The 23,815-nt window shown below is 46.6% G+C and carries 16 protein-coding genes; 9 read left to right on the top strand and 7 right to left on the bottom strand.

Features of this window, described 5'->3' with window-relative positions:
* Positions 1 to 194: 194 nt before the first annotated feature.
* Together WBG78_RS04595 and WBG78_RS04590 are read left to right on the top strand one after the other, a co-directional pair.
* A complete protein-coding gene (locus tag WBG78_RS04595) occupies positions 195 to 1,964 on the top strand; it encodes a tetratricopeptide repeat-containing sensor histidine kinase (protein WP_337325201.1) in 1,770 nt (589 codons plus the stop codon).
* Between the two features lie 174 nt (positions 1,965 to 2,138).
* The gene (locus tag WBG78_RS04590) at positions 2,139 to 3,893 is read left to right on the top strand and encodes a PAS domain-containing protein (RefSeq protein ID WP_337325200.1); all 1,755 of its coding nucleotides are present in this window, start codon (positions 2,139 to 2,141) and stop codon (positions 3,891 to 3,893) included.
* A 17-nt stretch (positions 3,894 to 3,910) separates the two neighbouring features.
* Here WBG78_RS04590 and WBG78_RS04585 read toward each other — a convergent pair whose 3' ends face one another.
* The 4 genes from WBG78_RS04585 to WBG78_RS04570 all read right to left on the bottom strand — a co-directional run bounded on the left by WBG78_RS04585 (position 3,911) and on the right by WBG78_RS04570 (position 9,366).
* Positions 3,911 to 6,292, bottom strand: a complete 2,382-nt coding sequence (locus tag WBG78_RS04585) for an ABC transporter permease (protein ID WP_337325199.1) — start codon at positions 6,290 to 6,292, stop codon at positions 3,911 to 3,913.
* A gap of 62 nt (positions 6,293 to 6,354) precedes the next feature.
* Positions 6,355 to 6,975, bottom strand: coding sequence for a response regulator transcription factor (locus tag WBG78_RS04580; RefSeq protein WP_337325198.1), 621 nt, complete (start codon positions 6,973 to 6,975; stop codon positions 6,355 to 6,357).
* Positions 6,972 to 8,939: an ATP-binding protein gene (locus tag WBG78_RS04575; protein ID WP_337325197.1), complete on the bottom strand. Its 1,968-nt coding sequence runs from the start codon at positions 8,937 to 8,939 to the stop codon at positions 6,972 to 6,974. The genes WBG78_RS04580 and WBG78_RS04575 overlap by 4 nt, the downstream gene beginning before the upstream one ends.
* A 67-nt stretch (positions 8,940 to 9,006) precedes the next feature.
* A complete protein-coding gene (locus tag WBG78_RS04570; RefSeq protein WP_337325196.1) occupies positions 9,007 to 9,366 on the bottom strand; it encodes a hypothetical protein in 360 nt (119 codons plus the stop codon).
* A gap of 34 nt (positions 9,367 to 9,400) precedes the next feature.
* Between WBG78_RS04570 and WBG78_RS04565 the strand changes: the two genes are divergently transcribed.
* The 3 genes from WBG78_RS04565 to WBG78_RS04555 all read left to right on the top strand — a co-directional run bounded on the left by WBG78_RS04565 (position 9,401) and on the right by WBG78_RS04555 (position 12,198).
* The gene (locus WBG78_RS04565) at positions 9,401 to 10,924 is read left to right on the top strand and encodes a hypothetical protein (protein ID WP_337325195.1); all 1,524 of its coding nucleotides are present in this window, start codon (positions 9,401 to 9,403) and stop codon (positions 10,922 to 10,924) included.
* 206 nt (positions 10,925 to 11,130) lie between these two features.
* Complete coding sequence (locus tag WBG78_RS04560; protein WP_337325194.1) at positions 11,131 to 11,694, top strand: DUF4142 domain-containing protein; 564 nt, start codon at positions 11,131 to 11,133, stop codon at positions 11,692 to 11,694.
* 9 nt (positions 11,695 to 11,703) lie between these two features.
* Complete coding sequence (locus tag WBG78_RS04555; RefSeq protein ID WP_337325193.1) at positions 11,704 to 12,198, top strand: hypothetical protein; 495 nt, start codon at positions 11,704 to 11,706, stop codon at positions 12,196 to 12,198.
* A 38-nt stretch (positions 12,199 to 12,236) separates the two neighbouring features.
* On the opposite strand, the gene WBG78_RS04550 is transcribed toward WBG78_RS04555, so the two are convergent.
* Positions 12,237 to 12,434: a hypothetical protein gene (locus WBG78_RS04550; RefSeq protein WP_337325192.1), complete on the bottom strand. Its 198-nt coding sequence runs from the start codon at positions 12,432 to 12,434 to the stop codon at positions 12,237 to 12,239.
* A 226-nt stretch (positions 12,435 to 12,660) separates the two neighbouring features.
* Between WBG78_RS04550 and WBG78_RS04545 the strand changes: the two genes are divergently transcribed.
* A complete protein-coding gene (locus WBG78_RS04545) occupies positions 12,661 to 13,590 on the top strand; it encodes an NAD-dependent epimerase/dehydratase family protein (protein ID WP_337325191.1) in 930 nt (309 codons plus the stop codon).
* On the opposite strand, the gene WBG78_RS04540 is transcribed toward WBG78_RS04545, so the two are convergent.
* On the bottom strand, positions 13,591 to 14,271 hold the full coding sequence (locus WBG78_RS04540; protein WP_337325190.1) for a hypothetical protein: 681 nt from the start codon (positions 14,269 to 14,271) through the stop codon (positions 13,591 to 13,593). It lies immediately after the preceding gene.
* A gap of 313 nt (positions 14,272 to 14,584) precedes the next feature.
* On the opposite strand from WBG78_RS04540, the gene WBG78_RS04535 reads away from it, so the two are divergent.
* Positions 14,585 to 15,700, top strand: a complete 1,116-nt coding sequence (locus WBG78_RS04535; protein ID WP_337325189.1) for a DUF2652 domain-containing protein — start codon at positions 14,585 to 14,587, stop codon at positions 15,698 to 15,700.
* A 27-nt stretch (positions 15,701 to 15,727) separates the two neighbouring features.
* Here WBG78_RS04535 and WBG78_RS04530 read toward each other — a convergent pair whose 3' ends face one another.
* Complete coding sequence (locus WBG78_RS04530) at positions 15,728 to 16,762, bottom strand: hypothetical protein (RefSeq protein WP_337325188.1); 1,035 nt, start codon at positions 16,760 to 16,762, stop codon at positions 15,728 to 15,730.
* Positions 16,763 to 17,448: 686 nt separating this feature from the next.
* Here WBG78_RS04530 and WBG78_RS04525 point away from each other — a divergent pair.
* Both WBG78_RS04525 and WBG78_RS04520 read left to right on the top strand, forming a co-directional pair.
* Positions 17,449 to 21,144 (top strand): caspase family protein, encoded by a 3,696-nt coding sequence (locus tag WBG78_RS04525; RefSeq protein ID WP_337325187.1) that lies wholly within the window; start codon positions 17,449 to 17,451, stop codon positions 21,142 to 21,144.
* A gap of 24 nt (positions 21,145 to 21,168) precedes the next feature.
* Positions 21,169 to 23,811 carry a S8 family serine peptidase gene (locus WBG78_RS04520; protein ID WP_337325186.1) on the top strand — a complete coding sequence of 881 codons (2,643 nt, stop codon included), beginning with the start codon at positions 21,169 to 21,171 and terminating at the stop codon, positions 23,809 to 23,811.
* Positions 23,812 to 23,815 lie beyond the last annotated feature (4 nt).

Here is a 23,815-nt window from a genome sequence, read left to right as displayed (position 1 = left end):
ATGTCTGAACATTCAAAGCGCGTTTTTATGCGATGGAAACGATCCTAGGGCCGGCCAACGCCGTCCCCACCCGTTGAAAAATTAAAATACTCGCCTGTTTCTTACATAAGCCACACACATCGCAATAGGTTTCCAAAATACATCATCAGCTCATGTATTTTTGAAGTTCCGTTGTACCCTAGACAACGAATTTCATGGAACACGTCGAAATTGAAACATTGCTTGATCAGGCGTACGCCACGCGCGGCAATGATATTCATGGTAGTATTCAGATGGCCGATGAGGCCCTTCGGCGCTGTCACGAAGTTCAAAATCATTCCGGAAAAGCAAAGGCCGAAAATCTGCTTGGATTGTTTCACCTGGTGAAAGGTGAATTTGAAAAGTCCCGCACTTTTTCCGAATCGGCACTCGCTTATTTTACGGATCGCCAGGATATCAAAGGAATTGCCGATGCCAACTACAACCTGGCCAGCATTTACTACAGGACTAACGACTATCATAAAGGACTTCGAATTCTGCTCGAATGCCTCAAAGCATATCGTTCGATTGATGATCTACACAATCAGGCAAGGGTGCTGATTCCCATCGGTACCGTTTACGAATACTTCGGTGACTATGAACATGCTGCCGAAGCATACCTTCAGTGCATTCAGATCAGCAAGGAGGTTAACGATCTCAACCTGGAATCAAACGCCTACAACCCACTGGCAGGCATATTCCTCAAACGTAACGAGATCGATCGTGCGTTTGAACTCATACAGAAAAGTATCTCTATCAAAACCATGACGGGCGACAAGCGGGGACTTGCATTCGCCCACTACACAAGAGGTAAAGGCCACCTGCGAAAACAGGAACTTGAAAACGCGCTAGAAGATTTCAATGTGGCCCTCACTATAACTGTTCAAGCAGCCGACAGACTTGGTCAGGGAATGGTGCTCAACAAGATGGGGTCCGCATGGCTGGCGAAGAACGACCTCCATCGTGCACGAAGGTGCTTTCTGCAGGCTGAAGAAGTGGCACGACGGCACAACATCACATTTGTTCTTTCAAGGGCACACTACAATCTGTACCTCGTGATGAAAGCGGCAAACCAGCCCGTAGAAGCGCTATCCTACCTGGAGCAATCGATCAAGATGAAGGATGCTGTTGTGAATAAAGAAACCTTCAATATCATCAAGAGCTACGATTCTCTCATGAAGATCGAAGCACTGGAGCACGAGGCCCGCTTGCAGAAGCAAAAACATGCTATCATCGAGCAGAAGAATGCCGAACTTGATTCTTTCTTCTACCGCGTATCACACGATCTGAAAGGTCCCCTCTCGTCATTGCTGGGACTGCACAATCTTGTTCAAACGGAGGTCGGCGATAACAAAGCTTTAAAGTTCTTCGATCTTTACAACGGTCAGGTTAACCGCATGAATAATATAGTCATGGGGTTGATCAATCTCACTCAAATCAAAAACACGAAACAGCTCAAGGCAAAGATCGACTTCAATAAGCTTGTAGATGAATGTGTCGAGTCGTGTCACTATCTCGATCAGTCTACAAACGTGGTTATTACCAAAAATATTGAGCAAGTTGAATTCGAATCGGAATGGGCTATCATTAACAGCATTTTGCAGAACCTCATTGAGAATGCGATCAAGTACGGTCGCACGGACATCACCCCAAAGGTCGACATATCCATCTTTGCTGAGGGCAACCAACTTGTAATTGAAGTCAAAGACAACGGTCAGGGTATCCCGGAACAACATGTCAATTTTATCTTTGACATGTTTTATCGCGCAAATGATAAGGTTAAAGGATCTGGTCTTGGACTATATATTCTTAAGCGCGCTGTAGAGCGTCTGCATGGCACCATCGCAGTCGACAGCGAGTTAAATGTTGGCTCCGTCTTCACTGTAAAGCTCGCTCTTGCTGACCACAGCGTTAACAGCAGCCCTGCCATCTCGCGTTCTGCTTGATTTACTGCACTGATTCTTTACACGGGAACCCGACTTCTTGCGCATGGAGAGACGGCCAAAGATCTTTTCAAAAAAAACTTGCTTTCTGTCCTGCCTTCACCTTTAACACGACGGTTACGGTATCACTGGAATACTCCTTTTAGTCACTACATTAGTTGATAAAATGACACTCTGATGGAAAAGGATATTCCTGCCGGGGAAAACATTCACTTTAATGCCAGTTTTGTCGAGGCGGTGCTTCACTCTTCCATAGTATCCAGAACAGATCGCTTTGGAAAAATCACTTATGTGAACAAGGCCTTGGAAGCGATCAGTCAATACACCAACCGAGAATTAATTGGTAAAGAATTCCGAATAGTCAGTTCAGGCACCCACTCACCCGAATTCTGGAGTGACATGTGGAGCACCATTGCAGGCGGAAATAGCTGGCATGGTGAAATCTGTAACCGTGCCAAAGACGGTTCATTTTTCTGGGTAGACATGTTTATCTATCCATATCACAATACCAACGGCGAGCTTGTAGAATTCGTTTCGATCGGCCACGACATTACTCAAAGCAAAAGTCAACAGGAAGCACTTACGAAATCCGAAGTGCATATGCGGGCAATCGTAAACAGTACAAGCGACATATACTTCTTACTTAGTCCGGAGGCAAAATTATTGAATATCAATCAAGCCGGGCAAAAAAATCTGGCTGAGTACTGGGATGCAAGGGCCAGCGAAAATTATGAAGCTGCCCTTTTAAAAGCGTTGAATACACATCCTGAATCATGGAATGATTTCAGACGAGCGCTCGCTGGCGAAATCGTCGAATTGGAAGTTAAACTCACGCGACTCGACGGCGAAAGGATATGGCATCACGTTCGACACCTTCCTGCTTACGGCGATGATCACATCATTATCGGCGTGTCTATCGTATTAACGAACATTCATAATAGAAAAGTTCAGGAGTTAAAACTTCGGGAATCAGAAATACGCTATCGTTCGATATTTAACAGTACCAACGATGCCTTCTTTTTGATAGGTCCCGACCTTCAGCTACTGGCATACAACAAACTAGCGCTGAAATTGCTTGGTGGTCATCCCAATCCGGAAGATGTCAGAGAGGCTTTCTTCCGGCTTTGGCGCATGCAGGAAGGTTCCCAGGAAAGACTGCGGCGCGCGCTGAACGGCGAGATCGTTGAATTAGAAAAAGTCTCCACACATTTTGATGGATCTAAGGCGTGGGATTTTGTTAGATACATGCCTGCGTACGATGACAACAACGCAATTATCGGTGTGTCACTTTCAGTTACCGACATACAGGCTCGTAAGACCCAGGAAATACTATTACAGGAATCGAAAGATCATTATCGTGCGATCCTCAACTCGACTTCTGACGTATACTTTCTCGTAAGTCCCAACTTGAAATTGCTGGCCACAAACTCCACCGGTGATGAGTCGCTGGAGCGCATTGTGAAAACGTACAAGCTAGCTGACAAGCAAACTGCATTCGAAAATATATTCAAACTTCAGGAAGTTTCTCCTGAGTTTTTTCAGCGTGCACTGGCTGGAGAAGTTGTTGAGTCGGAGCATCAGGTTACGCGTTACGATGGAACGAAAGTCTGGTACTATCATCGTTATCTCCCCGTTCTCAACGATGCAAAGGAATCGATTGGTGTTTCAATTAGTATGACTAACATACACACCCGGAAGATGCAGGAGCTGGAAATTGAAGCGAAAAATCAGGCGCTGATTAACATAGCTTGGTCGCATTCGCATGAGATGCGCAGGCCCGTTGCCAGTATCCTTGGTCTCATTCAACTAAAGAAGGCAGAAAAGGCGATGATCACTGATGAAGAGTTTATGTTTCACCTGTCAACCATGGTAAACGAACTGGATCTGTTCATCAGAAAGAATGTGGAACGCACCTATCTGGCAAGTCAATAAGTCCGCTTTGAGTTTCGTCAATGATCCTTTCTCAGACTGTCGACAGGATTTTTGAGCGCTACACGCATCATCTGATACGAAATGGTCACAGCGCCTACAATCAAAATCATCGCTGCTGACACGAGGAAACTCCACGTTGGAATAGTTATTCGGTAAGCAAATCCATTGAGCCACTGTTCCATCGTCCACCATCCCAACGGAAGCGCCAGAGCAACTGAAATAATAATCAGGCGCATGAAGTCGAATGTGATCAGCACAAACAAATTACTGACTGACGCTCCCAAAACCTTTCTGATCGACAACTCACGCGTCCTTTGCTCCGCGGCATACGCGGCCAGGCCAAACAACCCAATGCCTGCAATGACAATTGACAGAACTGCGAAAATGGTGAACAATTTCTCCATCTGTTTTTCACTGCGATAGACGGCCGCAAAGTCCTCATCCATAAACGAAAACTCAAAATCATGATCAGGATTCAATTGTTGCCATGATTCACGGGCAGCTGCGAGCACGTGCTCAAATTGACCAGGCGCCGTCCTCACAATCAAACTTGCTCTCCAGTCGCTCCCCAAAGTCATCACAAGCGGTGTGACATTCTGCCGTAAGGAAGTGAAGTTAAAATCCTTTACTACTCCTATCACAGTGAAGTGTTTGCCGTTAGCCTCAAGCTCTTTTTGCAATGGATCTTCACCTTCGAATAGAGTTATCGCTGTTGTTTCGTTTATGATTATTGAGGTGGAATCGCCAACGGCGTCCGCAATGAAATTCCTACCACTAACTATATTCATTTGTAAAGTTGAAACATAATCGCAGTCGACAGTCCAAAACTCCGTCATGACCCCTTGCTGACCGGCTACGGAAACAGGGCTTTGCCACCTAGCATCGTTAGTTGGAAGATAACCCGAAATCGATGCATTCACGACACCGGCTACCTGTTTCAAATTCTGTTGCAACAACACCGGATCATCCATAGAACCAGCATTGTTGATCACAAGCACCTGCTCTCGGTTAAAGCCGATATTCCTGGATTGAATAAACTTCATCTGGTGCAGTATCACAATTGTACCCAGCACCAGAGACGTAGCAATGCCGAACTGGAATACGACCAATACGCTTCTGAGTCTTGATCCTTTGAAACCTGAAGTTCCTTCGCTCTTCAGGACCTTCGCTGGCTGAAATGAGGAGAGATACACCGCCGGATAAAGTCCGGCAATGATTGAAACAATCATAGTGAGCACGATGGATAACGGAACAATTGCTGCGAGATCAATAAATGAAATTTTAAACTCCTTCCCTGAAAGAGCATTGAATGCAGGCAGGAGCAACACGGCCAGTACGACGGACATCAATATTGAGATCAAAGTCATTACAAACGCCTCAACGAGAAACTGCAGAACGATATTTCCCCGAACGGAACCCATAACTTTTCTTACGCCTACCTCTCTGAGTCGATTGGCTGATCTTGCTGTGAACAGATTGGTAAAATTGATGCAGGCAAGAATGAGGATTAAAACGGCAATCGCAGCGAAGATATACACGTAAGCTATATCAGAATTTGATTCAAGCTCACGCTGCTTGTTCGAAAGCAGGTGAATGTCATCCAGCGGGGTAAGGGCAAGCCTGATATAGTTTCCGCCTTTTTCAAAAGCGTCCACATTCATGTCGGTCCCCAAATGCTTCCTTAGAAACTGGGGCAGTTTTGCTGCGAGGCCTTCGGCATTCTGCTTGCTATTTAGCAGGACATAAGTATTAAAACTGAACTGATTGTAATGAGTTCCTTCGGCCTTGGCATTTCCCTGTAGAGGAAGAATCAGGTCGGCATGAAAATGAGATTGCCGTGGCATGTCCTTTACAACGGCAGAAACTGTGTAAAGAGAGTTATCATTTGCTGTGATCAGGCTTTTGCCAACCGCATTTGTTGTGTTGAAATACTTCAGAGCGATGCTTTCAGAAATTACAATGGACGCAGGATCTGTCAGCGCGTTCTGCGGTGTGCCGTCAATCACGTCTAATGTAAACACTTCAAAAATTGACTGGTCCGCATAAACAGCACGCTCTTCCTGTATGACCTCCTGTCCTATCTTCAACTGGATATTCAACGCCCTCTCTATGCGTGCTGCTTTCTGCACTTCCGGAAACTCCTGGCGCATGGCTTCAGCTACCGGCGGAGCCGCCAACGCAAAAGAAGTTACGGCTCCTCCATATTTCAATTCCGTATCCACACGAAATATGCGGCGATGTTTCTCATTGAAGGTGTCGTAATTCAATTCGTCGGCGACGAATAATATGATCAGAAGAAATGCCGTAAGTCCAATAGCAAAACCTCCAATATTGGACACAGCAAAGCCCTTATTGCGCGCAATATTTCGCAGCGCGATGGTAACATAATATCGAATCATAACTAAATTATTAGTTAATGTAGTCACATTGACTGAATATTACAACAGGACACTAAAGCCGGCTACGATAGCCCGTGCTCCTTTGCATATTGCATGAGCTGCGACAATGTGGTTAGCTTCAACTTGCGTTTAATGTTGGTGCGATGGGTATCGACTGTCCGGTCGCTTATGTAGAGCTCCGCCGAGATCTCCTTATTACTCTTTCCAAGAACAATTTGCTTGAGGATGTCTTTCTCGCGGTCAGTAAGTTCGTCGTCCGGAACGTTGACCTTCTTGTGAGCCAGTCCTTCAATGACAAAACTATTTCCCGACATTACGCGGTTGATCGAATCAATGAACGACTGACGCTTTACGTTCTTCAGTACATACCCATTGGCCCCTGCAACAATCATGCGATTCACAAAGTGTTGCTCATCATGCATGGTCAGGGCCATGATTTTCATATCAACAAATTTTTCACGGATCAGGCGCACCGTCTCAATACCATCAATGCCAGGCATTTCTATGTCTATCAGGCAAACGTCTGGGAGCCGCACAGTCTTAAGCAGGGTATCCAGCAGATCCCGGCCCGATGCAAATTTGCCAGTCAACTCAAGGCCTTCAATGCTGCCAATGAGCGATGCCAGCCCTTCAAGCATCAGGTGGTGATCATCTGCAATGAAGAGGCGTATCGGTTTCTTCATATTCCGAGCGTTAATTCAATACGTGTTCCCTTCGGCAGTGCACTTGAGATCGTTATCGATCCATTCATCATCTCGGCGCGTGTCTTCAGGTTGGAAAGACCAACACCCTGTGATGGAATCTGTGGATCAAAACCTTTGCCGTTATCTTCAAAGATCAGTTTCAATTTACCACTCTCAGATACGATCACCAATCGGACAAAAGATGCTTCGGCATGCTTGCGAACGTTGTTAACAAGCTCCTGAACAATGCGAAATACATTGATCGATTTACTTTCGCTGAGGTTCAGTCCACCGGCTGGCTTTTGGAATTCGTACTCATCAAAGTTCCTTGACATCAGCTCCTCCAGCGCTTCGACCAATCCACCTTTCAGTATCGAGTAAGGCAACACCTGATGTGAGATGGAACGCGCCTCCATTACAGCATCGTCAAGGATACCCGAAGCGGTTCTAATTTGCTGATGAAGTTTAAGCGGATCTGTGGTATCACTAACTGACTCCAGCGATAGCTGCGCAGCACCGAGTACCTGAACAAGCCCGTCGTGCAGATCGCGGGCAATTCGTTGTTGTGTTTCCTCCTGCGTGCGAACAACTGCCTGAAGACGAAGTTGTTTTTCATTTTGTAATCGGCTGCTACTGCGGCTTTTCAATACAATGAACACTACCGCAGATGCCAGGACAGCAATCACCAACGCACCTAACATCACTGCGCGTTGATACTTTTGCTCTTCAATCTGCAGCTCCTTTTCTGCAATTATCTTCTCCTTTTGCTCGGCCTCGTATTTCTCCCTGATCTCATTCACCGCCCGCAGGTGATCGACAGAGAAAGTGCTGTCCTTGTAAGCCACAGCTTTCACCATATCGCTATACGCCAGTCGATAATCGCCGGTTGCAGTGTCGAGCCGCGCGCGCATGTTGTAGAAGTATTTCAGAAATACAACGTCGTGAAGATCGTGTCCGATGGATATACCCTCGCCTAATAGCTTCCTGGCTTCCTCATTTTGCCCGATCATCATTCGAAGCTCAGCAACGTTAAGCAAGTCCTTTTGAAGTTGCCGTTTGTCATCAAGCTGACGATTGATTCGTATCGGTTCATCAGCAAAGTCGGCGGCGGCTTTATAATCGCCGTGCTCTGCCAGAAGAATGCTCCAACTGGAAAGAACATATGCCTTTAAGGGAAGGTATTCTGTTGACTCAACCCATCGCCGGGCGCGCCTTAGATTCTGTTCTGCCAGTTTAAGGTCTCCAGTCACCATATACGAGTTTGCCATACGACACGTCGTTCGGATATAAATTGGTGATGGCTTCAGTGAATCACCTAAGTCGTTGGATCGACGATAAAAGTCGAGCGCTACATTCATGTCGGGATTATGACTGAATAGGACGCTGCCAATGCTACTCAGAATGATTGCCAGAATATTGTCGTCGTGTATGGCGGATGCATTATCAAGAGCGCGGTGCAGAGCTTCAAGTGCTTTGTCGTATTGATTTTGCGCCTGCCAGTATCTGCCTTCTGCCTGATCGGCCTCTATGAGATTTCCGCGTGTCGAATCCAGCTCACGACTCAGCGCCAGATTCAAAAGCACCGAGTCGTAGCTCCCGTAATTAGTTTGCATACGGGCCAACCCGTTCAATGAACTGGCCCCCCACGTGCGATCATTTATCTTGCTAGATGAGGTAACGCCCTTCCTATACGCGACCGCTGCCAATGAGATGTAGCCCTGATCTTCGCATACACTTCCCAACATTGAATACAACGCTGCTGTCTTTGACGTTCCATCGTTGGGTTCTGAAAGCGATCCTTCTGCTCGAATATGTTTTTCCAGCATTTCCCGGGACGCCTGGAGTTTCCCGCCTTGCTGGAGTCTCTTTGCGGCTTCAAGTACGTCAGAAATTGAACTTTGCGCATAAACCAGAACGCTAAGCGCTGAAAGGATAATCGCTAATACTAAACGAACTTTCATCATTAAGGGGTCGCTAAAGATAAGCGGCTTCGTCCTTGGTGTCAACCAGCATTTGATCAACAACATGTTTTTACAACGCGCGCCAGTATCCGTAAGATTTTCTGTCGGATGAATCGGAACAATTAACAAGAACGAACACCGTTACAAGGGCTACGACTAGCCCAAGAACAAGCGTGATCAGTCGCGCTACGGACTTGCTCTGTCCAAAAGATTGATGCCGTTTAACCGGGATTCTGTTCATGGTGATCGTATGCAAGCCCATAACTGACGGATGACCATCAAAGTTGTACAGTCCCGCGCGTATTCTATTCGAAAGGTGCCCAAATACGGAGATTACCGTAGGAACGGTGATCAGCACTACGGGATTTACCGTATTTGTCACTCCCTCCACCCGAAACGGCAGCAGAATCGAAACCTGAAGGGCCATCATCAAGTTCAGTTCATCAGATTGAAAACTACAACTCGTGAAAACAAAACTCTCCTTCATTTCAATACTTCTTATACTAGCTGCGATCAGCTGCGACGACCACGAAACACCGATTGAACAATATGGTCATCTGTCGTTCCATATTACAGGCCTTACACCACGGTCGGGCGATAGCGCGGAGCACCCAACGCCCATGCTCTTACTAAGTCTTGAAACTTCCGATGGCCAGAAAATATTTGATCAGGAATCGTTTAACCTGGTGACTACGGGCCAGGAGTCGGAAACTGAAAAAGCAATTTTGCTTCCCGTGGGTGACTACGAAATAACGAAGGTCGTTTTGATTTCTGGTGATAAGGCATTTTATGCCATTCCACGAGAGGGATCAGCCCGGGCAAGCTCAGCCGCGAACGTAGCGCCTATACGCTTCGAAATCTTGCCGGGAAGTCAAAAACTATTGACACAGCATGTGATGGTCGTTCACGACGAAGATCGCGCGCAGGACTTCGGATATGACAGCTTCGGAGTGGGTGAAGAACCAGGCAACACTTCATGGATGGATATTCGCGTCAAATTCGAGCCTACTGTTGGCAAGATATTTTATGCCAACATTGATGCCGAATTTATGATCACCGGCTATGATGAATTTAACAATGAAAAATGGAGAGCCAGGCTTCCCTATACTGGCCCAGGCGACAACGATCTGAAGATCAGAACCGGATTTGACCATTATGTTTTTGAAGTGGAGAAATGGAAAGTGAAAAGCAGGCAGGAGTTTAAGGGCGCATACCTTTGGGAGCGTCGCGTACAGGCCGATGTTGTGCCAACAACCTTCGTATTTTCAGGCTCCACTGCGGTTAAGAAACTCGCGTACGTTGTTAATTACACCCGCAGCAATGGATCACTTACAACTGATGGCAAGACGAGTTATCAATACAACAACGACGGAACCTTAGCGTCGACTATACAGTATCAATACTCAAGTGCCAATAACTCGTTCGTGATTAGCGGAAACTCCAGGTTTACTTACCAATCGGGTCGCGTAAGCAAAATAGAAACCTTTAATGCAAACCGCACAACACCCAGTGAAACCACCATTTACGCTTACGATGAACAAAACCGACCTATACAGATACAACACAGACCTCAGCCCTCTGGCATCTCGACAGAAGTCACATTGCAATATTCATTTGGAGGAAGGGTTGTCAATACGATATACAAGTCTTCGAATGGGCAGCAATTTGAATACTCTCTTGTGAATGAGCTGGGCAGCATAAAGAGCGATAAAACTACCCGCGGCGATGCACTTTGCAGTGAGGGGACCTACAGCTACGACAAAGGCATTAATCCGTTCAGCCACCTCGGCTATGTGGACTTCCTCCTGCGAAACTTCTCTATCAACAACCGGATTACCGAACAGGTACAATACGTTGGATGCTCGTTCCCCAGCTTCATACCAGAATTCACAGACTACAATTACGATGGTGACGGATATCCTGCTTCGGCAACGAAGCATTATAAGGAAAGCGATGTTGAGTCTATTACCCGCTATTTTTATCAGTAGCTATGAAGTAACCAGCCTCAATTGTTGCGCAGTTTAATCATCGCGTGGGATTATTATTCCCAAACGATACCCAGTTCACAGTAAAGCAACGCACGTAATACTGCATAATTCTGTTCAAAAGGACTGCCGACACTCAGCGTCAGATCTTCAATTTCTCCCTGCCTGATGGCATATCCTTTGTTCCCGGTTCTAAAACAAATACTACTATGAAACCGGTAATTGTCATTGTATCAACTATCATCTCCTTAACCACAATTTCCTACACCTCACGATCCCAATCAACGGACGCGGTAGAGCAAGCAGAGAGATCCAACGATCGAAAATCTGACGACAAGGAGGTAAATGAAGAGGATGCAAATTTCCTGGCCCGGGTAGCTGACGGACGAATGGCCGACTTACAGCAGGGGAAGCTTGCAAGTGAAAAAAGTGCCAACGGCCTCATACGAGACTACGGAAAGCTGATGATGAAGGATCAGCAGATGCTTCTGGCGCAAGTCAAATTGCTGGCCGCTACCAAAAATGTCACCCTTCCTGACAACATGAGCGAAGGAAAAAGTGATGAACGTACTGATCTCGTAAAAGAAAGCGGGAAGAGCTTTGACAAAAAGTTTGTCGACATAATGATTTCAGAGCATGAACGCGATATCAGTTCCTTTGAAGAAGCAGCCCAATCCTCAGACAGAAAGATCAGTCAATTCGCGGAAAAATATCTACCCTTACTTGAGTCACATCTGGAAAAGATAAAAGACATCAAAGATCAGATGCAATAAGTGGGGGTAATGGAAACTTTGGTGAGCACGTTCAGCATGAATACATTGATTATTCCTAACTGCATAGAGGCCTTAAGAAGAAATGTATATATCGGATTATTATTCGGATGCGTACTATTTCTGTATAGTTGTGGTTCATCGAATCGTTTGCGTGAACCTGAAGGTGATTGGGTGTTCCTGGCTCAAGGCCACGCTAATCACATTCGCGAGACAGACGTCTTCAACATTAAGAGCAAAGAAAAGTTTGCAGCATTGAGGATATACGTATACGATCGGGCTATCTCAATCCGCAGTGTAAAGATCACGTTGATAAATGGTGACATGCTCACACCACAAATGGATAATCGCCTTAATGCCGGTCAGAGCAGTCGCACAATAGAGCTCGCAGCCGATGGGAGACAACTGGAAAAGGTCACAATTCGATATAAATCCGAGGGCAAACTTTTCACGGACAAAGGGCTCGTTCAGATCGGCGGGCTCAAGCCCAGCCGCGACATGCGCTAAACACGTCATACAAATATTCTTGCTCAAAGGGAAGTAGTCTATTTGCGGATCACTCCACCTCGATCGCGCATATCAATCTCGGACTGAATAGCGGAATAAAGATCAGCAAGAGTTTTCGAACCGTCGATCAATTTTTCCATATCCATATCCGCCACGAGTTCATCCTTAAACCTTTCCCGAACTGCGGATAAAATCTGTGTCTCTGTCAGATCCTTTATTAATGTAGTTGAGTTCATTATATATGAAGTTGATTCATTCCAGCATTTCAGCACAAAGATCAAACCAAACGCCGATTTCACCTCCCGGCGATTCTACGAACGCCAACACCTACGTGAAACGAATAAGTCAATTTGGTTTGGATTAACTACTTTACAGGAATTTGAATCAGTGACAGCTAAACTACTGGCCGAATACTGATAATGTAACAGAGACTAATAGAGCAACAATTCGCAGGTTCACAGTATGAAGGTGGTAGTTATCGGTGGCACAGGTCACATCGGCACGTTTCTAATCCCCCGTCTGGTAAAAGAGGGTTATGAGGTGACGGTCATCAGCAGACAGCAACATAAGCCATACGTCTCGGATGCCACATGGCAAAAGATTCAATGGATAAACGTCGATCGTGGTCAACTGGAAAAAGAAGGAAGATTCGGGCAGATGGTTGCCGACCTCGCCCCGGATGTTGTCATCGACTTGATATGTTTTACAGTGGAAAGCGCAAATCAGCTGGTTAGCGCGCTTCTGGACCGCGTGCAACACTTTCTTCATTGTGGAACTATGTGGGTACACGGCTACAAGGTCGAGGCACCTTCTGACGAGTCACATCCACGGCGGCCCCTTGGAGAATATGGTATCCGAAAGGCAGCAATAGAAGACTATCTATTGAATCAGGTCGACCAGCAGCGTTTACCCGTCACAATATTACACCCTGGACATATCGTTGGACCAGGATGGACGCCTCTGAATCCCCAGGGGAATTTTAACCGCGAAGTATTCACGGCACTGGCCAGCGGTCAGGAACTGATTATGCCCAACCTGGGTCTGGAGACGCTACACCATGTTCATGCCGATGATGTCGCAGCCGGATTCATGCAGGCACTTGTGAATAAAGAAAGGGCGACCGGCCAAAGCTTCCATGTGCTTTCGGATAAGGCGTTAACATGGCGTGGATATGCAGAAGCAATAGCCGAAGGTTATAATCAAAAGGCAAATCTCCTATTCAAACCCTGGGATGAATTTCGAACCATGGTGTCGGAATCCGATGCCCAGTGCACCTGGGATCATTTAATGCACAGTACTATCGGAAGCATTGATAAGGCCCGAAGGCTTCTGAATTATATGCCCCGGTACAGTTCATTGGAGGCAATTCGAGAATCGCTCAGTTATCAATAGTCAGACGGACTCGACAAATTCCACTGGGTTTCTTGACTTCGCCGACCACGATGTGAGCTGCCGCTTAATTCGACTTATTTCCTCCTGGGTCATCTCAGTCCGCGTGGGAATTGACCAATAATTGATTTTCTCCAGACAAAGAACCAATCTGCTCGCCGCTAGTTCAACGTCTATTTCGGCAATCCGCCCCTTGTCAACGAGATAAATGAAACCTCCGAGATCATGAAGTTTTAAGTGTACACCATCCTCGGCAGAAAGAGCCATGACCTTGTCCTTCTTGCGTCTCATTTCTGCGTTCTCATCTTTCAGTCTGGTGGAAGTGTGATATTGAACGTGCGTGTCGTCAATTTTTTCTAAAGTTGACCCAAATGGAATTTTTGATCTCAACTCATTCTGGCTACCGGCGGCCTGCTCCCTGCAAAAATGGACTTCTTCTTTAAGTCCCATTTTGCTGGCTGCGTCTGATAATCCGGCCCAAAACTCCTCTGAAAAATTGTGCCCCGTCTCCTCAGTCAGTTCTATCAGGCTATTCAAGGCAAGGCCCAATTCTCCCTGCTTAAAGTACTGAACACAGTTTTCAAACTGACGATGATTGCGGTAGAATTCGGGCATGTAATCAATCATGCGTTGAATAGTTCTTGCTGGATCCGACTCCCTTTTCTTAAAATTAAATAGTCCCATGATTGTTAATCGGTTTACGGGATAGGGTTTGTAGAATTCAAGGACGACCTGCAAGGGTCCGCCCATATAGCTGTCTGGTCAAAATAAATATAAACAATTAAGGGGAATTTATTACGCATCGCCTCGGCATCGCTCGAACACCATGCCTCCGCAACAAAGTTGAGGCGACAACTTTGTTGAAAAATTCAGATTTTATTGCTGCCCCACACACTGATCGGCATTAGCAACTCAGTCGCCTATTATTCCATCCTGGAAAGTTTTGCTATATTGAATAACCTAAGATTTGTCAACCGACAATGTTCCGGGCCCAATCATGAACCCACGAACTCAAAGAGGTTTTTTAATTCTGGCTGACATCACGGGATATACTCCCTTTGTCGCAGAAACAGAGCTTGAACATTCACAGGAGATCCTTCGGCGAATGCTCAACAGCATCATCTCAACGCTTACGCCCGTGTTCACTTTAGCAGAAGTGGAAGGAGATGCCGTGTTTGTTTATTCGAAGGACCCTCAAAACAATACGAATTCAACAACTGATAGCAACAGCCGTGGACGGCTCGCTGACATCGTACCGGATATGATTGAGTCGTTATACTATTCATTCAGAGATAAACGAAAGTCAGTCAATCGCGCCATGACATGCGAATGCAAAGCCTGCAAGATGGCAACTACATTGGACCTGAAATTTATCGTGCACTATGGTGAATACATTCTCAATAATGTTGGCGGCAAAACCAAGCCATTAGGTTCTTGCGTAAATGTGGCCCATCGTCTTTTGAAAAATCATGTCACAGAAACTACCGGATGGAAAGCGTACGCATTGTTCACGAAGGAGTGCCTCGACCACATTAAACTAAACTCTACACAATTACACTCCGAGACCGAAACGTTCGATCACATTGGAACCGTCGAAACCTTCAGCATGGATCTGGACTCGATGTATAGGAAGTTCGTCGATGAAAGAGTTGTCTATGTTACCGCCGATGAAGCTGACTTTATTGTACAGAGGGATTTTCCGGTAGCACCATCGTTGTTGTGGGAATGGTTCAACGACCCAAAGATGAAAACACGATGGAACGACGGCTCCAACTGGGATATCCTCGCCCGGCCAACGGGACGGCTAGGACGAGGAGCCACCAACCACTGTGTAAACAGCAAGGTCATTGAGCGGATACTTGACTATCGTCCTTTTGATTATTATACATCCTCGTTAGGTAGAGGTCCCGTTGATTTCACACTCACCTGCAAATTCCAGAGTGTCGGAGAAGGATGCCGACTAACCTGGTACATAAAAATGAATGGATTCCTGCCGGCGGGCATTAAGAAACCGTTAACTAAGCTTCTGTTCGAAAAGGGAATGGGCGTACACAAAAACTTGGACAGACTGCTCAACATTATTGAAGCAGAACAATTGATGGAAGAAGTCTGATCAAATTCATCCAAATAATCCGGTTCCTCAACCCACCGGTATGTTTGCGATAAAATCAAGCTGGAATGGCCGGACCTTATTAGCAATAGCCGGCCCCAGATCCTCCACCATCTCCTTGTCTAATGTAACCGTACCCGACGCATGTTTCAACGTAACACTCGAAGAGTTGAATTTGAAGAATAACACCTGAGTCAAATTATTCTTGCCTTCAAGTTCAAATGCCATCAACGATATCTTGCATCCGCCATCACCAATCGGTTCTACTACCGTAACCTGAAACTGAGCCACTTTTCCCCGTTCGCTCTTTTTCTTAAAGATCGTCAGCCATGGACCATCACCCATCTTCTCCAACGCATTCAATGTCGAGGTGATAATTGCAAGTGCGGTAGCGCCGGCACTGAACACAGTTGCAGCTACTGCCAGAATCGCCTTATGGACTTCGAACTCTTTGCCACTCTCCTCGTGTTCCGTAAAGCCCTGTTCCTGGATGACCCATCCCAGTGTAGTAAGCACATTGAAGTATGTCTTGTACCACTCGGTTGTCTTTTCGGAATCACCAACCTTCTTTGAAGCGGCCAGTTGTGCAAGCAGTAATGAGTTGGTAATTACGGTACGCATACCCTCTGGCAGTCCCGCAGCAAATGATACGATGTCAGATCCTACCATCACTGATTCTGATTTTTCAGTAGTGAACGAGATCACATCTTGTCCATCCAAGCCTCTCGTTCCGTCGGGTTGTGCGGGCAACGGCAATGCGGAAATGAAACGTAAGGCATCAACAAATGGTGACCTTGACACTGCAATGTCTGCTGCAGGTTTAACCTTCCTGGCAACTGAGGATTTTCGTTTAGTAACCTTCACAGGACTGGCCTTTCGTTTCGCAGCCTTCTTCGCAATTTTTACGCGCTTGCCACCCATTACGCTCTTCGCTGAACCAACTTTCTTCAACGACTTCTTCATTGTCTTTGAACTACTGAGCGTCCGCTTCCTCGCTGCGGACTTCTTTTTTTTGGGCGCCGACTTCTTTGTTGTCTTCGCTTTCTTCAATGGTTTCTTTGCCATAAATATTTCAAATCATTTGATGAATAAAGTCGGCATCAAAAATCTGGATCGATCGGGGTATTGATAGTCATGGCATGCACCATGAATGTTCATCTAAATTCTAACAAACGGAGAATCCCAATAGATAAAACAAACAATGAAATATAGATAGACAGGGAATCTTATGACTAAGTTAAGACTATTTCGTGATCTCACAACGGATGGCTATGACCCGGATGCTCTGGTATCAAAGCGCAGGGCACAACGGCCTTATTATATCCGATCCACATTTTCAGGGATATTGGCGACAACCTGTGTCACTACCTCTCAAAAATCTCAACTGTATAGATTGATCATCGTATCAAAATTGAATAACTTGATCCATCATCCGCGCTTCAATCGCCGTCGCCTGATGAATGGGAGAATTCTACTGTGCGGGCTCCGCGTTGCCGCACCCCAGCTATCGGGTTGTTTGAAGGGTAGGACATCGATCGGATTACAATTTTTGAAGTCTTCGCAGTAGGACACCTCGACCCGTTTTTGTCTGCCCGGTAATTTCATCTCTGTGTCCAGGCTGTGAGTGGATTTTGCTTCCCATTGTTGCTGCAGGCTATACGACGAACCTGCACGCAATGGAGCAGCCCTTGTTTCAAATGTAAGCTGGCTGCTTACGCGAAGTTTTGAAGTCGCCCGTTAATGTTAAACCTATGGCTAAGAAACCGACCAGGTCATCGTCAGGAACACCTTCACGCACATCGAAGCGAGCCCCTGGGGCCGCTAAGCGCACCTCAAAAAGCGCGTCCTTGCGCACAACGACGAAGCCATCAGTTCCAACTCCCAGGAGCAAACCATCAGCCCGGCCAGCTGCTGCAAAGACACTTCCCAAACTTTACGCTACGCTAATTGGGATAGATGCCTATCCCGACCATGAACTCTATGGTTGTATCCGCGATGTGCTCGATGTTGACCTTCTGCTGCGAGAACTTACCGCTCAACAACAGGATCGCAACTATGAGCCGCTCTATATGCTCGCGCCGAACAGTACTGACAAACAAATCATAAAAGAATACCAGGACAAGAAACGTGTCGATATCAAGTCAACAAGTCCCACGTTCGATAACATCACCTCAAAAGCCTTCGCTCACTTGAAGCAGGCAAAGGCGGGCGATGTGTGTTTACTTTACTACAGCGGTCACGGTTCGCATACGCAGGCACCAGAAATGTTCTGGCATACAAAGCCGGATCGTCAGAACGAAACGTTGGTTTGTGTCGATAGTCGAACTGCAAAATCCCGGGACATAATCGACAAGGAAATTGCCTATTTGCTTTGGGACGCACTCGACGGCAAAAAGGATGTGCATTGCGTTGTAATCACCGATTGTTGCCATTCGGGTGGCATTACCCGCAACGTCATTGAAAATAATAATGGCATCAGAGTTCGTCAGCTGCAGCCTTCACGCAACGACATCCCTCTGGAGAAATACATCGGATTCAAAACTGGCTATTACAGAGTTAAGAACAAACGAGCCGACATTGCCATAGCCCGCTATGTACATATGGCTGCCTGTCGCGATAATGAACTCGCGCAGGAGAATCTTAACGGCGGGCTCTATACTCGCAAGCTGGTTGAAATGCTTAGAGGTGGAGGTGGATCAAAGTCATACCAGGAATTATCAGGTAACCTCGCCATCTCCGTGCAGGGCAAATCTGGTCGTCAAAATCCCATCTCATTCGCCCGCGACCCTGAAGATCTGAACCTTACTTTCTTAGGCGGTAAGCTAAAACCATATATTTCTTCATTTGAAATCAAACGCGATGCATCCATCTCAAAGTGGGTGCTTTTTGCGGGACAAATGCATGGAATCTCCAACGATACATTGATCAACATTTCTGGTACGGAAACTATCGTCAAAGTAGAATCCGCCGGGACTGTTCGCTCCATCCTTGACATCAAAGAATCACTGCAGTTGAAAAGTGACCAGTCATACAGTGGTGTTATTGCATCGATGGGTGGTAAATCAATGGGCGTCGGTTTTTCCAGTAGTCTGCCAAAAACAAAAGCCACTGAGCTTCGAACAACATACAAGGGGAATGAATTCGCATATTTCAAACTGAACGATGATGGAAAGGAGGAGACCGATTTTATCATCGATATCACGAGTGATAGCGAGTACTCATTGATAAAACGCGGAGCAGGTTCACCGGTGATCATGCCGGAAAAGGACGCCGGAAAATTCCTGGGACAGGTAAACAGCGTTGGCAAGTGGTTGTCGGCGCTTGCATTGATAAATAGTCAAACGAAATACACACCGAATGATTTTGAGTTCGTTGTAGAACGAATCGAAGGTGAAGGAATCACCGCTGAAAACGCCGAAAGGTTAAAAGGCAAAATCGAACCAGTTAAGCCCGATGACGACCTGACATTGTCTTATGCTACAGACTCAAATGGAGAAGATCAGCAACCTGCCTTGCGATTCAAGATCGCTATTCCCGCTGTGTCAAAAGTACAGCAGTGCTACGTCGGCGCGTTGTTCCTCGATTTCGAATATGGCATCACGAGTCAATTCCTCACACCTGAAGGCACTTTGCTAAGGGCGGGTGAAGAGCTATCGCTCAACTATATATCGAAGTCGAACATCACTTATAAGACAATACCGTTATCCCTACCCGCTGAATATCGCAATGCGGGAATCAACGAAGCGTCCGAATACCTGAAAGTGATTATTTCAAGCGTTCCCCTGAACCTTAAGCCATACGATCAGGATAGACTGAAACTTTACGTTCCAAAGTCAGGATCACGCAGTATAGAATTTCAAGCACCAAAAACCGGTGATCGGGACGAATCGGAATGGGCGGTATTCACCTTTCCGATTCGATTACTTGGCCCTAATAAATCCAGATCCCTGTCTTCTGGTACCAACGACTTCCAATCTTTTACACTCAATGCTCCGGACAACTTTTCCGCCAAAAGTTACCTCATCACCCGCAATGACATAAACAGAAAGGCAACTACAGCTAACATGCGCGGAATGAATGAAGCTTCCGATCGTGCTTTGAAGAGCATTTCACCACCAGCGTCTCTCTGGGGCGATGATGCATTGGTTGAAGATGATGCATTCAACAACGGCCTGGGTATGCAGTCAAATTCGCTTGAAGCACTGGAGCTTCTTCCAGCCAATGGCCGTCCGGTTTCGCTGGATGGTAAAGAGATAGTGATCAAACCTAAAGAGACCTTGTCCCGAACACGCTCACTGGAAGGCAGTGACGAGTTTGTGCTCCCCTATGGCTATGATTCGAAAAGTGAGCTCTATTTCCCATTGGGGTATTCTGATAAAGACGGCAACATTCACATTCAATATCTGCCAGAGCCAACGCCTGGAACTTTACACGATAGCGATTCACTGATCTCGACGAGAAGTCTTGCTGGTTCTGTAAAATTGTTTTTCAAAAAGTTTATCAATCGCAAAAAGGACCTCAACACACTTGCTTTATATAAAGTCGACAAAGACAAAGTATGGTCACTCGTAACAACCGACCCTGTTGAGATGAAGTCGATTCTTCAAAAGGGGAAGGGTGCCCGTACGGTAATGCTTATTCATGGCATCACAGGCGACACGAAACACATGGTTGAGTCAATGAAGGAGATGTCGAATCTCTTCAAGGATGTGCCCTATGTACTAACTTATGACTATGAAAATCTGGCCACACCCTTGGAGAAAACGAGCAAGCACCTGAGTGAATCGTTGCAGGCGGCGGGCTTTGGGAATGGGAAAGACATGCCATCGCTCACCATTATTGCGCATTCGATGGGCGGCCTGATCAGTCGCAGACTAATTCAAAACGAGGGAGGAAACGCCTTCGTCAAGCATCTGATACTCGTGGGCGTTCCAAGTGGCGGATCCGAGATAGCGACGTTGGGCAAATCAGTACTCGGTCTGTTAACACACGCAATGAATGTGACAGGTCCTATTAAGCTTGCGATCTCAGGGCTATGCTTTCTGCTGAAGAAGATGGAACTGAATCTCACAGGCACACTGGAACAATTGCAGCCTACATCCGACTTCATTAAAGAGCTGACGCACTCGAAGCTTCCAGCGGGTGTGAAGGTTAGCATCATTGGTGGAGACACAACTCTCCTTAAGAAAAAGTATGATGGCGATGACTTCTTCCTTAAACGTTTGTCCGAAGCGTTGGTAAAGGGCACTGTGTATCCCGGCCTTACTCAATGGCTATACGACAAGGAATTGAACGACATGGCTGTGACCTTAAAAAGCATGAAGGATATCAATAACTATGATAGTTCTGTGTCGACAAACAAAGTTGTTGCGAGTAATCACCTGGCCTACTTCCGCGAAAAGAACTGTCAGGACGAACTGCTCGCACTGATCAAATCAGTAAAGTGATAACCATAACAAAACCCTCTATATATGTCAGTCGGTTATTCTATTCATATCGGGCTCGACACCGCCGACCCCAGTAAGTACCCAGGCCTCCCAAAGCTCAAGGCATGCGTAAAAGACGCTAAAGACTGGAAGTCGTTTGCTGTTAAGAACGGATTCAAAGCGACGAGCTTCCACGACAAACAGGCTTCGTCAAAAGCCATAGAAAAGGCTTTAAACGATCACGCAAAAAAGTTGAAACCAGGTGATATCCTTCTCTTAACCTATTCCGGACACGGAGGGGAAATTCCCAACGAAAATGGTTCCGACAGTGATAACGAATTGATTGACCAAACCTGGTGCCTCTATGATAGACAGTTCCTCGATGATGAAATCTTCGATTGCCTGAAGAAGTTCAAAAGCGGCGTGCGCATCACTGTGATCTCTGATAGTTGCCACTCGGGAACAGTTACCAGAGTGCAGGGCGAATTAAACCTCTCGGATCTCTTGACACAGGGTTTGACTACTGAAACCAACCGATCAGGTGCGCGTTCGAGAAAGATGACGAAGAAAGTTGCTGCTGCCTCATACAGAGCGTCTGAAGAACTTTACAAAGGCGTTCAGCAAAAAATAAAAGCACATCGTCAAAAGGAGAGCGAATCATCAACTGCAGGCAAGATCAATGCGTCAGTAAAACTTTTAGCTGCCTGCCAGGACGATGAGGAAACGCTGGATGGCAAATCGAACGGATTGTTTACAGGAACATTGTTATCGCTGCTGGGTGACTCCGAGTACACGACCAGTAATGCTGAAAAGATCATCGCAGGCGTAACTAACAAATATCACTTCCCGACACCCAACTTCTTTCAGTATGGCGGAATAATCGCCGCTTATGACTACGGTTCTCCGTTCTCAATAAAGATACCAAACGCCAGCGCAGTAACAGGATATAGAAAGCCCGACCCGATGTCATCGCGTAGCCCGAAAGTGGTTAAAAGCTTCGAAGGTCCCTGGGACACACTCGACTCGAAATGCCCGGCCGTGCTGCTGATCGAGTCGCCGCAAAAGTTGGAGAATGTTGTAGAAGGAACGCAGGCTACGATCCTGAAGAACGAACAAAAGAACGGTAAGCATCGAATTACCGTCGAGCTTCACAACGTACCGGTTGAGCGCGCCTGGAGTGCAGCGCATGCTTTAGCAACACAACTTTCGAAAGAAACACCCGGCGTAAAGGTGGAACCGTTGATCAGTAAAACTCCTGGCCAACGTGAAGCAGTAACACGTGCGGCCGATCCCAACAATACAGGATACATCAAAGAATGGCCTCCGGCGCCAGATCAGTCGCAGGACGGCACAAGAATAGGATGGCACCTCGACGACAAACACTCTCAGCTGGCTAAAGCGTTTAACACGGTCATGACTGCCAACCCTGACGCTACGGTCGTCGTTGGGCACTTTGATACGGGATACATCCCTGGACATCCGGCATTGCCAATGAATCTCCAAGTCGACAAAGCACGAAGTTTCGTGTCCGGTGACGATCCGAATAAAGCCATCGACAAGACCGACTCGGGTCAGGATGGTCACGGACTTGGCACCCTCACCTTACTGGCGGGCAACAAAGTCACTAAGGCACAGACATTCGATGAGTATGAAGGATTTGTTGGCGGCGCTCCATTTGCCAAAGTTATTCCCATTCGAATCTCGGAGTCAGTTGTTATCCTGAACACTCAAAACTTCTGCGACGCGGTGGACTACGCTATCGCAAATAATTGTGAAGTAGTGTCAATGTCTATGGCAGGAAAGCCAAGTGTGCGAATGGCGGAGGCAGTAAACGCCGCCTATGAGGCAGGAATAGTACTAGTCACTGCGGCAAGCAACTGTTGGTATAAGGGGACTGGTGCGCTACTTCCAAAATGTGTGATGTTCCCGGCAGCATTTGAACGCGTCATTGCTGCAACAGGTGCAATGTTCAACCACATGCCATACGATGTTGAATACGTGCAACAGTCGCGAATGGCAATCGGAACGCAATACATGCAGGGCTGTTGGGGACCTCCTTCCAGAATGAGAAAAGCACTGGCAGGCTACACGCCAAACATACCATGGGCATGTGTTACCCCGGAATTCGTCCGTAGCGGCGGTGGAACTTCATCTGCCACACCGCAGGTTGCCGCTGCAGCTGCATTGTGGATCGCGCATCATCGAAAAACACTGGAAGAAAAGGGCTACTACGACAAAGGCAATGGTTGGAAGAAAGTCGAAGCAGTTCGCAATGCATTATTTTCCGCCGCTGCCAAAGGAGAAGTCTTTCCCTATTGGGAGAAATACTTTGGCAACGGCATACTCCGGGCAAACGATGCACTCTCAGTAGGAGTGCCTGACATTACAAAACTGAAGAAATCAAAAGAAGCACAAAGCAGCATATTCGGGCTTACTGAAACCGTAGGTGCATTCTTCAAAAACAGAAAGCTCTTCCGTGGCAAATCCGAGCGACCAGAGCCAGATGCACTGGCCATGGAGTTGCTTGATCTCCTTCAAACAGATCCTGCATTCTATAAAGATTTCTCATGCCTGGATATGGACGATCCGACAGCCGTGAAGAAGCTGATCAATCGCGACGACTTTGCAACACGTATTCAACAATCGCCATACGCTTCAACCTATCTGAAGATGGCGGTGGCTAAGTAAAGTG

Source organism: Chryseolinea sp. T2 (assembly GCF_037203685.1).
Taxonomy (GTDB): Bacteria; Bacteroidota; Bacteroidia; order Cytophagales; family Cyclobacteriaceae; genus Chryseolinea.
Note: the sequence above shows the minus strand (reverse complement) of the source record. Positions and strands in the feature narration are given on the sequence as shown.